This is a genomic window from Gloeocapsa sp. PCC 7428 (genome assembly GCF_000317555.1).
Classification (GTDB): Bacteria; Cyanobacteriota; Cyanobacteriia; order Cyanobacteriales; family Chroococcidiopsidaceae; genus Chroogloeocystis.
Window position 1 is genome coordinate 4,386,712 of the sequence record NC_019745.1, and the last position, 12,665, is coordinate 4,399,376.

The window sequence follows — 12,665 nt, forward strand, 5'->3', positions numbered from 1 at the left end:
AAATTCTCTTCAGCTTTCCTGCTTCTTAAGTTTGAAACTTTCGCCAACAGCGTTAAACTTGAGTAAAAGGCAAACGATACGGCCAACCAGGAAATTGCTTGGCACTCGCAGCCGTAGGGTCAACATTCCAAGGCCAGCACTCGATCGCATATTCGTTTGCCCTGACGCGAATAATACCATATCCCTCGCTTTTAAGCTTTCTGTCACCAACATTACGACTGTTACTAGAGGAATTATCTACATAATACTTTTGAGTAATTTTTGGATTCGCGACAGCTAAGACGCGCATTTTGTTACCAAATGCATCGATAAAATCTCCTGTATGTGGAGTAGCACCACCATTCGGCAATAATCCAGCAGGTTGAAACCAGCGTTGCCAAAGCGCGCCTCCCGCAGGTCCAGAAAATTGCACGACACCATCAGTAAAATTATTAATTCCGTGTCGAACCAAACTCGCTAGGTGCTGATCGCCAGAGACAACTAATGCGCCTGCATTGCGTAAAAGCGCGATCGCGCGATTCCTACCAGCCTGCGGAAAGCCGTTAGTATCGTAGTTGATTGCAGGACGGCGATTTTCATCGGTTAAGAGGCAACCGAAAAGCGTCTGCGTAATACATATTTTCGCCCTTATCCCTTGTTTATCTTGCGCCCAAGCTTCTAAAAATTTTTCTTGTCTTTCTCCTAAAAGTACAGATGGTTGTGTTGTACTTACCGTTTTAAACTTGCGATCTTCTAGAATTGCAAAACTGACCCCACCATAGCGAAACGCACCGTAGTAAACATTGATATTCTGTAATACTGGTGTTGGGTCGTAAGCATCTGGATTGTGACCGCATTGCGATCGCTGTACCAAATTCACAAAAGAACCTGTGTGAACATAACCGCCGCTATTTTCATTATTGTTCGCCGCAGGTTTACCGCTTTCTCCCCAAATATTGCCTTGAAAAACATCGTGGTCGTCTACTAAAGCGATCGTAGGAGTATTCCGCGTCAGATCGCGAAACGACCAATACCAGAGATACCACTTGTACAAGTAATCGAGTACGGGAGACTTACTTATATCTTTTCGCGTTGGGCGTGTTTCGTAAAGCTGATCGCCAACGAAGAGTAATAAATCAGGTTGCTGGCGACGCAAATTTTGGGCAAGCTGCGAGTGCGGGAAGTAAATATTTTTTGAAGTGTAGCGCCCTAAAAGTTCTGCATTGGGTAATTCGGGTTTACCGACACCACCTTCGAGTGAACGTGCCGTAGCAATGACACAGCTAACTAGCCCAATCGTCAATGATTGTTTATCTACGGGGTCTTTGCGGATGATACCGTTGTAATATGCGCTTAGCGATTGATACTTATAAACGATTCGATATTCCCAATCTTGAGTAGCGTTCCAATTGCTCAAGCGAAACAGTGCGGTATATCCAGCCCCAATAGTCGCTTCAGAACCATTTTGCCAAGCTTCGTTGGCGCTGCGATACTGAAATTGTGCGATACGTGGTTGCGTATCACCAAGAGGCACAAACTGGGCTGAGACTTTAAGCACTTTGCCGTTGAGTGAATACATCGTTCCAATGATTGGACCGAGTGCATTGTAAGGACGTACAGCGACCTTGCTTCCGCCCGTGCGCGGATCGCGAAATCCGTATCTTGCTCCTGCTTGCCCAGGGTACGGAGAAGAAACAAGCAGAATGCTGCCACAAATAGTCGAGTCTGCAACGTTTTTTAAAATGGCTTGTCCTAATATTTGACCCGTTTCCTGCGTAGCAGTCAGTTGCAACTGAAATTTACCATCTGGCTGCGGAGATATATTAAGCTGTAGTAAGACATCTTCATTAAGATCGGCTGCTAGATTTGGAGAGCCGATTTGCTCGGATGGTAGCTCAGCAAATTGTAGAGGTTGCTCTTCGCTAGTATGTTCGCGAAACCGAATGCGACCGTCAGTTTCGTAAGTACAAAGCAAACCACCGCCAATACCAGATGCTTTTTGGACAAGCGCCGCTGCGCGGTAGTCAAGCTTTCCGCTACCACCTCCAATCAGAAACCCACAAAAGCCACCAGCGCCCTTTGTTAAGAGTTTGACGACAACGCTGATTTGTGCCGAGGTTGAACCAGCAATTACTTCACGAGTCAGCAGCGACACTGTGCGGATCTCATCTCCAGCCTCGCTTGCCAAACATTCAATCAAACCATTATGCAATCGCCAATCCTGCAAACGATTTGCCCAGAATGATCGCCCAAGCCAGGTTCGTGTCATATCATTAGGAAGCGGTTGTACTGGCTGCAAGCTAGCCGCAGCTTTCGTTCTTTTTAAAGAAGATTTTGCCTTTCTTGCAGTAGAAATACTCGCAAGCGTAAATCCAGCAGTCGCATATTTAATAAACGAGCGTCTGTTTATTTTATTAGAGTTCATTACTTTTAAGAAATCTTTGTAGTGCTACCCGAGCAAGGAGAATCGACGTACTAGTTTTATATTTTTTTAAGATAGATAGGCTTTCTATTTTTTATGGCGATAGTAAAATTTGGTATGAGAAGTACATACAAATTAACTTCCTACACTTCAAAATAGTGATTTATTTAAATATTCTACAAAAATTATAGAGAGCGATCGCTCTTTATTTTTCTAAAAATATTGATATTAAGAGGCAGAAGGCAAGAGGTGAAAACCTTGCATTTATTGATGTTGAGATTCTAAAAATGCTCTAATCTGTTGCTCGACTGCTATCAATCAATTTGTTATATTTCTTTGAATTTAGAACAACAAAATAATTGCACCTCTTCTGCTTATAGAAAAGGTGCAATTTGTTACTATCAGAAAGATAAAACTACGCAAATTCAAAGCTATTGGCATTCACCGAAGTAGCTTGAATGCCTCTAAGAATAGCTAAATCGGTATCAGAAGCGTTAATGAGTGTATCAGCCCCATTTTGAGTCAGCGTGAGGTCGCTAAAGTTATTGACTTGTGATAAACCACCAATACCGATGATATCAATACCGACTTGAAAATCAGCGATCGCATTGACGCTATTGGGTAAACCATTGTAAGCAATCCAAAACTGATCGGCACCTGCACCACCATTTAAGAGATTATCGCCTTGTCCAGCAAATAAGACATCATCACCTGAACCAGCGAATAAGCGATCGCCTGTGCCACCAATTAAGGTATCGTTACCTTCACCGCCATATAGTCGATTTCCACCACTGCCAACAGCCGCATTGAGAATATCGTTACCTGCTTCACCAAAAAGGCGATCGCGGCTTCCAGCAAACAACTCATCATCGCCATCACCCGCATAAAGTTGATTACCACCGCCACCAGTAGAAGCATCAACAATGTCATTACCAGCCCCCGCAAAGACAGTATCGCGGGTATTGGCAAACAACTCATCATCAGTTTCTGTACCAAAAATGAGTTCTCCGGTTGGTTCAGGAGTTCCGTCGCTGTTTACTGTAATTTCAAAAACAGTTGTTGTTCCACTAATTTCATTTGCAGCAACTACTAGTGGCTTACCGTTTGGACTGTCTTCAGCAGAAATGAATGTTAATCCTTCTATACCTAGATCGCCTGCTGTACCAGCTTCAGCATCGCCACTAAAATCACGGTTGTTGATGTACTGAACAAACTGCGGATCGGTGGGGTCAGTAACATCGTAAGTCATTATTCCGCCAATACGTTCTAGACCAATAAACGCATAAGTCCGACCATTAATGACACCAACGGTTACGCCTTCGGGTTCTGGTCCTTTGGCATCACTGCGACTATCAAAAGAGTCATTTTCGCTATTGTCAGAGTTAAAATCTTGGGGGTACAGCGCTGCTGTAATTTTCTCAAAATCGTCACCGCTATCGTAAACTAGTTCTCCTTCCTCAGTCCAAATCGCAAACGAGCGACCACCAAAAACGTATAGTTCTTCATACTCGCCATTACCATCCGTGTCACCGTTAGCAGTGGTAACGATTAGACGACCAAGTGCTTCCTCTGCTTGTAGTTCTTCAGCATTAGGGAAAGCAACAGGATCGAGAACTAAATCTTCTACCCGTGCTTCTTCGCTATAGGCATCATAATCGCGAGCATCGCCTTCATTAGCAGTAATAATAAAAGTTTCGCCATCGACTTCATAGCTTGCGATCGCGTCGGGTTGGTAGATACCAAATACGGGCCAGTTGGTAATATTGATCGCATCATCTCTGTCACTGACATCTAAACCATTGCCAAGAAGACTGTGGTCTTTAAAACCGAGAGGCAAGATATCTGTAATCTCTCCAGAAGCAATATCAAGCACTCCTAAGGCATTGTTCTCTTGCAGCGCAATCCAAGCAGTCGTAGAGTCAGAGGAAACTGTGATGTATTCTGGTTCTACATCCTGAGCTACTGTGGCATTAGGTCCAAAAATTCGTACTCCCTCTGCAATCAGTTCGTCTTTGCGATCGTTAAACGCACTAAAGCCAGCCGTTGTAACGTTATCTTGTGTCAGATTTTCAAAACCACCTGAGACATCAATAATGCTGATCGAACCTTCAGGATCGATGGTGTAATCGTCATTCGGTTCGCCTTCATTTGCAACTAATACCTTACTTCCATCAGGAGTAAAGGTAATCATGTCGGGTAAAGCCCCAACTTCTACGGAACTTAAAAAGTTACCGTCCACATCAAAGAAAACAGCCCTACCTGGTAGTTGTGTATCCTCACTTTCTACGGCTACTGCAATGACACCATCAAAAATCGCCACGCTGTTAGCAATACCACCGAAAGCAGTCGAGGAAATTGAATTCAAGGCTTGAATATTTGTCGGATCGCTAATATCTAAAACATCAACTGTTGCTTGATTCGCATTGACAACAAACAGACGTTGTGTAGCAGGATCGTACTGGACAATTTCTGCGGCACCTTCATCGAAAATACCTGTTTCGTAAGTACCAATAGGTGCTAAACTAATCGCATCCGCAGCATCAATAATAGGTGTAATCACGGTATCGCTGCGTTCGTTGAGATTCTGAATTCGAGAATCTTGTCCAGAACCAACATCCGCAACATCATAAGGTTCTTCCGCAAAATTAGCGAGGAGATATTCAGCTAAAGCATCTTGTTCAGTACCAGGATCGGCAAAATTTGCAGTTCCTGGCGCTAAATTTAAATCAGTCAGATCGACTCGATTGAATCGTTCTGCATTAGCCTCAGCAAATTGGTCAAAAGGATAGCCATCACCACCCTCAGCCAAGAAGCTTAAAGTGACGATCCGAAACTCGCGATCGCGATCGCCGACAAGTTCGCCATTTTCAACAACAATATCACGCGGATTACCATCTGCATCCTCAACGACTAATGATTGAATGCGATTTCCCGATTCTAAATCAGGGTCAAAACTAAACGATACACCAGCAACTTGCGGAAATTGTCCAGGAGTCGCGCCAGATGCAGTAGCTGCAACACCGTGTTCAATAACTGCAAGAAGTTGTCCAGCCGTTAACGTTAATAGCGTGAGTTCATTGTTAAAGCGCAGCGCGTTTTCAATATCTAGCTGAGAAATTTCACCTGCTTCTTTACCTGTTAATTCATTCGCCGCTGTCGAAAGGGTTTCGCCAGTTTCAGGATTAACTACACCAATCGGCGCGCGAATTCCTCCGCCATTTTTGATTGAAATGACAACTGAGTCATCAACGCTACGCGCCGCAGCGAGATTCGCATCAGCAGTTAAATTCCCCAAGTTTGTTTCTTGAGTGCGAACATCTTCTCTTTCACCGTTGAGGAATACCTCGGAACTACCAAAAAGATTACCGTCTTTCTCTAAAATGACTTCTTGAATAGCCGCTGTAATCGCAACAACATCAGCATCGGCGACGACAGCATCAGGATTCGCGACAAGATTACGCAGATCTTCTACGCCTTGTTCGTCTGTGGCGTATGCACCACTCGTTAAAGGATCGATGCTTTCTGGAAGTAATATGCCATTTTCATCAAATTCGGCAACCAAGCGCCCGACGTAGTTATAGTTACCATCAGTACTGACAATCGCGACAGGTTCACCACTCGCAGATTCGGTTAAAACCGGATAAGAACCCGCAGCTGTATCACCAGGGCGGAGGCGATCGCTTTCATCGGCTAAAATTGTATCCGATCCACCCGCAATAATAATATCTACGCCTTCTAGCAATGTCGCTAATTCTTGTTCAAGCGCTATTTGCTGTAAGTGCGAAGTCAGAATAATTTTATTGACACCCTGATTGATGAGATTATCCACCGAAATTTGAATTTCTGCTGCTAGTGCATTCAAATCCTCAGGATCAGGTGGTGAAACAATCACATCGCCAGGCGAAGAAATCGATTCGAGTAATGGTGTCGTCGCGCCAACCACACCGACAATTTCGCCATCAACGTCAAACACGACACTTTTTGTAATGCTATTTGGTTGTGGTGCTTGTCCTTCAGGAACAACTAAATCTCTTAAATTGGCATCTTCGCTAAAATCTAAATTAGCACTTAAATAAGGAAAACTTGTTCCAGGGTAATCACCATCCGGCGCAATGACACTTGCAACTTGTCCTGTTCCCAAATCAAATTCATGATTACCCAACGCTGAAGCATCAAAAGCGATCGCATTCATAATTGCGATGTCACCTCGCCCAGCGCCAGCACTACCTAAAATCTCATCTAAACTCGGATCGGCACTTGCCAGTAAAAAAGGACCAGGAATATAATTATCGCCAGACGAGATCAGAAGCGTTTGTTCAGGTAATTCGGATCGCAGTCCATTAACAACGGCTGAAAACCGAGGCGCATCCTCAACAGCAGAAATACCAGCTTCTAAGTCAGTAGCGTGCAGTAATTGTAACTTAAACGAATCCATAGGTGATATGTCTGCAATATTGATAAATTACAGCGATGCATAAAACAGATTTATTGCTTTCAGAAAAAGCCAGTTATTGATGAGCTATTTAAACTCTGCTTTACTACAAATGGTGCAAAGCATCTCGGTCTTGTGCTACGGTCGTACTTCTGTAACTTATCAAAGAAACGTTAAGAAAATATTATCTTCCCACTAAAAATCGCTATATAGCCTTTCTACTCATAAACAAATCTTTGTTTTGTGTTTTTGGCAAATATCAGCTTTGAGATAGATGTCATCTTCTAATATCGTTGCAACTGTCAACAGAAATCAATCATTAGATAGATGGTCTATAGAATATTTACCAAGGTGGTTGGAAGCCAACAAAAGACAAAATGTTTAACATAAAGAATAAGCTAAATCTTGTATGAAGGTGTAGCAATAAAGTATTAATGGGATTGTCTTGGTCTCTTTTCTTCAGTATTTTGCGTCATTGCATTTGGCAACTAATACAAGGAATATAGGTCGTTTAAAAAATACGATACTAACCAACATTGCTATACTATTTCTTTAACTCGATAGGAGGATACTAGATGAAATTGTTTTCAATCGATGAAGCAAAAATATTAATTGAACAACCAAAAGGTATATGTGTTTCTATTTATATGCCCACGCATAAACTGGGAACTCAAACACAGCAAGACCCAATTCGCTTCAAAAACTTAATCAAAGAAGCCGAAGACAAATTAATCGAGGGAGGAATGCGCCCGCAGGATGCAAGAGATATGTTAGCACGAGCGCAACAACTCGATGATTATCAATTTTGGCAACATCAAAGTGATGGACTTGCAATTTTTATTGCTGATAATTTCTTTAGCTACTACCAAGTTCCACTCAACTTTGATGAATTAGTTGTCGTCACCGATCGCTTTCACCTCAAGCCGCTATTACAGCTACTAACCAACGATGGTAGATTCTATCTACTCGCACTCAGTCAAAATCAAATTCGGCTTTTCCAAGGGACGCGTTATAGTGTCAGCGAAATTGACTTAGAAGATGTACCGCAAAGTATTGGCGAAGCATTACGCTACGACGATCCTGAAAAGCAACTGCAATTTCATACTGGTACTGCGCAAGGTGGTGGCGGCGATCGCGCTGCAATTTTCCACGGACAAGGTGCAGGCGAAGACGATCAAAAAGAAAACATATTACGCTACTTCCGTAAGGTAGATGCGGGCATTCAAGAACTCCTTAAAAATCAACACTGTCCGCTTGTTTTAGCTGGAGTAGAATACTTATTTTCGATCTACAAAGAGGCGAATAACTACCCTTATTTAATTGAGGATGGTGTGACAGGTAATCCTGATATTGCAAAGCCTGAAGAATTACACGCACAAGCTTGGGAAGTCGTACAACCGCATTTTGAGAAAAATCAACAAGAACTTGTAGAACGGTATCAAGAATTAGCTGGAACAGGGCAAACGAGCGACAATATACTAGAAGTTGTTCCCGCTGCCTACTTTCAGCGTGTTGATTCTTTATTTGTAGGAATTGGCGTTCAAAAATGGGGTGGCTTTGATCCAGAGAAAAATCAAGTTGAAGTTCACGAAGAACAGCAAACAGGTGATGAAGACTTGATAGATTTAGCCGCAATTCATACTCTGATAAATAGTGGTATTGTCTATGCGGTTGATCCTGAATCTGTACCAGGACATTCACCAATAGCAGGTATCTTTCGTTATTAAACAGTATGGTGGGCAATGCCCACTTCGCTGAAATATCTTGAGGCTGCGCAAGCGTTAGGACACAAAGATTACTTCATAATCTAGATGTAGAGGGTAGATAGAAAGAATAGAAGCTATTGTTATGATTATGAGCGTGTAGTAGAGAGTAAAGAATGGGCAAACGCAAACAAGCTGATAAAATACGCATTGTCGTGTTTGTCACTAGCTTGATATTATTGAGAAGTCATATCGGTTTAGCCCAAGATATTCCTATTATTAACACTCCGCTGAATTCGTCTGTAGAAGTTCCTGTAGATGGAGTGTTTTTTGCAGATATCTTAGTACGCGGAAGACCAATTTTTCAAGTAGGTAGTTTACCGGAACTGGATGCAACAGAACGCGCGCAAATTATCAATCGCAGAATTGCGAGTGTCTTAGCGCGATCGCAACCTATAGAAACTGTTACTGTACAAACAAGTCCGCAACGCAATATCGCGACATTACAAGTTAATAATCGCGTGTTGATGACGGTAACGCAACAAGATGCGGAAGATTTTGGTGTTTCTGTGGAAGAATTGGCGCAACAGTGGGCGATCGCACTCAATCAAGCTTTTGATCAGCCACCGTTAGCCATTGATGTTGTGCAGCGCGTTAATATCACGATGCGCGAGTTACTCCGCGATATTATCGATAATTTACCCTCGATTATTGGTGGTTTAATTGTTGTGGCGTTGACATGGGCGATCGCGCGGGGAGTACGACAAGTTGCTTACAGTTGGGCGCAACGCACCGAAGGCGATCGCAGTACCGAAATTCTCATTGCTAAATTAGGATACGGTGGAGTATGGGTAATTGGTTCGATAATCGCCCTAGGAGTCTTAGGACTTGATTTTACTGCGTTACTTGGTACATTAGGATTAACTACAGTTGCGATTGGTTTTAGTCTCCGAGATATTTTAGGTAATTATATTTCTGGTGTCATTTTACTGGCTGCTCGACCGTTTCGACTCGGCGATCAAGTTGTTATTAAAGAATTTGAAGGCACAATTACTCAAATTCAACTCCGCGCGACTACGATTCAAACTTATGATGGGCGGATGGTATACGTCCCCAATCAAGAAGTTTTTCAGGCGAGCATTACTAATAATACAGCTTCCCCAGTGCGTCGAAGTTCAGTGATCGTTGGAATTGATTATGCTGCGGATATTAATACTGCAAAACAGATTATTAGAGACGCTGTTTTAACAATCAACGGTGTAGAAGTGAGTCAACCGCTAGAAATTTTAGTTCGCGAACTCGCGCCGAGTACGGTAAATCTTGAAATTCGCTTTTGGGTAAATTCGCGCCGCATGGCTTTTTTAGAAGCAACTTCGCAGGTTGCGCAAGCGGTTAAAGAGTCACTCATGAATGAGGGAATTGCATTACCAACGGATATTTATGCTATAGAATTTCGGAATTCTTTGCCAATTTTACAGCAAACAGTATTAGAACAACCGAATGGACAAGGAAGCGAAGAATGAAACATCCTACTTCTTTAGCTACCCAAAACTTGCAACAACGCGGCTATCAACTATTAGATGAATTAACAGTTAATCGTACTTTAGCCGCTAAGTTTTTCTTTCTAGCTACCGCAGGTTTTTTCTTATTTTTACCAATTTTTTTAGCAATTTACGCTTTCTTTACAGGAACAAATCAAGACATTAATTTTGCCTTTTCGCAAGTGCAGGGATGGATCGGAACATTACTTCTAATAATATTAACAATTGTCTTGCACGAACTTATTCACGGTGCGGTAATGTCGATTTATGGCGGTAAACCGCGTTATGGAGTAGGGTTATCGCACTTTGTCTTACCTTATGCTTATGCAACTTCGAGCAAAGTTTTTACGCGCAATCAATTTTTACAGATTACGCTTGCGCCATTCGCGATCATCTCGGTTTTAGGTGTGTTGCTGATGGTTGTATTGCAGACACCGTGGTTAGCGATCGCACTCGCAATCAATGCAGCAGGTGCAATTGTCGATATGTGGGTGAGTACGATTGTTTGGCGCTACCCCCGCCATGTTTTAGCAAAAGATACAGTCATTGGCTTACGCATCTATGGTAAATCAGGCGATCGCCGCGTAGCGCATTCAGCAAATAGTTTATTCTGGGATTTCTTAACAGGCTTTGCGATGAGCATGGTAGTGATTTGGCTAGGATTGGGGTTTGTGCTACCGGTAATTTTATCAATGCTTGGTATAGAAACATTGATTTTGGGAATTTCTGATACTCCCTTAACTTTGTACCAATACCAGCGTACTGATGGAGGCGGATTTCTGGCTTCGATTCAGTTTATTAATGTTTTAGCATTAAGTAGTGCGGTGGGATTAATTTACGGATTTGTTAAATCGAGTTTTAACTCAACAAAGAGCAAATAGTGAGATGGTATCACTTTTAAAATATGCAAAAAGTAAATCGTTCGTCTCCAACTCAAATTCTACAAAAGAATTGGCAAATTAGCGAACTACCAGGATTAAACATCCAAGAACAAGCACAACTTGCACAACTTGGTATATCAACAACGCTGCAACTATTACAACAATGTCAAACGATTCATCAACGACAAGCCTTAGCAACACAGTTACGCGTTAGAGTTGAAACTGTCAACAAATGGGTAGCTTTAGCAGATTTAGCACGAATTCCCAGTGTCGGCTGTCAATATTGCGGCGTATTACTGCACGCAGGCATTATATCTGTTACCCAACTTGCGCAAACTCCACTGCATCGATTACATCAACAGATTTTGCGATTGCAAGTTGCAACACTCCAACGTCGCGATTTGTGTCCCTCGCGCAGTGAAATGCAAGTATGGATTAATCAAGCGCGATCGCTTGTCACCCACCCATAATACAGATATATTTATATTTGTAGTACATTAGGCAGGATTGCCATGATGTCTCACTTTAAATATGACGTTATCTCGAACGCTGAAGACGAGCAACGACTAGGAAAAATTTTACAGCAGTGCTTCAACTCTCCATCCGACAGCATCAAGACTTACTTTCAACGTGTTGGTAGAGAAAACTACCGCAGTATCAGCGATTCAACTCGAATGATCGGTGGTTTAGCCATCCTTCCGCAAGGACAATGGTTTGGTGGTGAATGTGTTCCTATGGGAGGAATCGCAGCAGTAGGGATAGCCCCAGAATATCGCGGTTCTGGTGCAGCATTGGAATTAATGAAACAAACAATTCGAGAACTTTATAGACGAGGTATCCCAATTTCAACGCTTTATGCTGCAACGCAAAGACTCTATCGCCAAGTGGGGTACGAACAAGGCGGAAGCCTTTGCAGTTGGGAAATGCCGACACAGAGTATTGTAATGCGTGATTGCGCGCAGCGCAGCGCCCGAAGCGATCGCACACTGCCAATGCAAGCTGTCGATCTCGATTGTCATGAATTCTCTCATCTGCATCAGCAACAAGCAAAATCAACAAATGGATATTTGCAACGCCATCAATCAATTTGGCAAGAGAAAATCAAATCATCTACTTATGCTTATTTGATTGGTGCAAATCAACCTGAAGGCTATTTAATGTTTCAGCAACAGCAACTCAATAATAGTGAATGTCTTGCTATAAGAGATTTAGTCTTACTAACTTCAGGTGCAGTGCGACGTTTCTGGACATTTATCAGCGATCATCGTTCGCAAGTTGAGAAAGTCTATTGGAAACATTCAGCTACTAATTTTTTAACATTAAACCTGCCAGAACAAACAGCAAAAATAGTAGATTTAACACATTGGATGATGCGGATTGTTGATGTTGTAAAAGCTTTAGAAAAACGCGGCTATCCAGAAGATTTGACAACTGAATTACATTTAGCAATTACGGACGAGTTAATAGGAGAAAATAATGGCAACTTCATTCTGAAAGTAACGCAAGGACACGGTGAAGTGACTAAGGGAGGACAAGGAGAATTAAAACTTGATATTAGTGGATTATCGCCGCTTTATACAGGATTATTTACACCACAGCAATTGCAACTTATGGGACGCTTAGCAGCTACAGAAACAGCTTTGTTAAGTGCAACACAGATCTTTGCAGGGTCTTTGCCTTGGATGCCAGATTTCTTTTAGTTAAATA

At 42.4% G+C, this 12,665-nt stretch carries 7 protein-coding genes; 5 read left to right on the forward strand and 2 right to left on the reverse strand.

The genetic code is table 11. The annotated features are described in order from the left end of the window. Positions 1-52: 52 nt before the first annotated feature. Positions 53-2,404, reverse strand: a complete 2,352-nt coding sequence (locus tag GLO7428_RS19325; RefSeq protein WP_015190264.1) for an alkaline phosphatase D family protein — start codon at positions 2,402-2,404, stop codon at positions 53-55. A 412-nt stretch (positions 2,405-2,816) separates the two neighbouring features. Continuing rightward, positions 2,817-6,836 carry a choice-of-anchor I family protein gene (locus tag GLO7428_RS19330; protein ID WP_015190265.1) on the reverse strand — a complete coding sequence of 1,340 codons (4,020 nt, stop codon included), beginning with the start codon at positions 6,834-6,836 and terminating at the stop codon, positions 2,817-2,819. A gap of 572 nt (positions 6,837-7,408) precedes the next feature. Here GLO7428_RS19330 and GLO7428_RS19335 point away from each other — a divergent pair. From GLO7428_RS19335 to eis, 5 genes are all read left to right on the forward strand, one after another. Further along, positions 7,409-8,560: a hypothetical protein gene (locus GLO7428_RS19335; protein WP_015190266.1), complete on the forward strand. Its 1,152-nt coding sequence runs from the start codon at positions 7,409-7,411 to the stop codon at positions 8,558-8,560. A gap of 152 nt (positions 8,561-8,712) precedes the next feature. Then, positions 8,713-10,059, forward strand: a complete 1,347-nt coding sequence (locus GLO7428_RS19340) for a mechanosensitive ion channel family protein (RefSeq protein WP_015190267.1) — start codon at positions 8,713-8,715, stop codon at positions 10,057-10,059. Further along, entirely contained in the window at positions 10,056-10,958 is a 903-nt protein-coding gene (locus tag GLO7428_RS26200; RefSeq protein WP_015190268.1) for a DUF3267 domain-containing protein, read from the forward strand. Before GLO7428_RS19340 ends, GLO7428_RS26200 begins: the two co-directional genes overlap by 4 nt. Before the next feature lie 23 nt (positions 10,959-10,981). Beyond that, positions 10,982-11,428: a DUF4332 domain-containing protein gene (locus tag GLO7428_RS19350; RefSeq protein WP_015190269.1), complete on the forward strand. Its 447-nt coding sequence runs from the start codon at positions 10,982-10,984 to the stop codon at positions 11,426-11,428. 42 nt (positions 11,429-11,470) lie between these two features. Next, complete coding sequence (eis, locus tag GLO7428_RS19355) at positions 11,471-12,658, forward strand: enhanced intracellular survival protein Eis (protein WP_015190270.1); 1,188 nt, start codon at positions 11,471-11,473, stop codon at positions 12,656-12,658. The last annotated feature ends 7 nt before the right edge of the window (positions 12,659-12,665 follow it).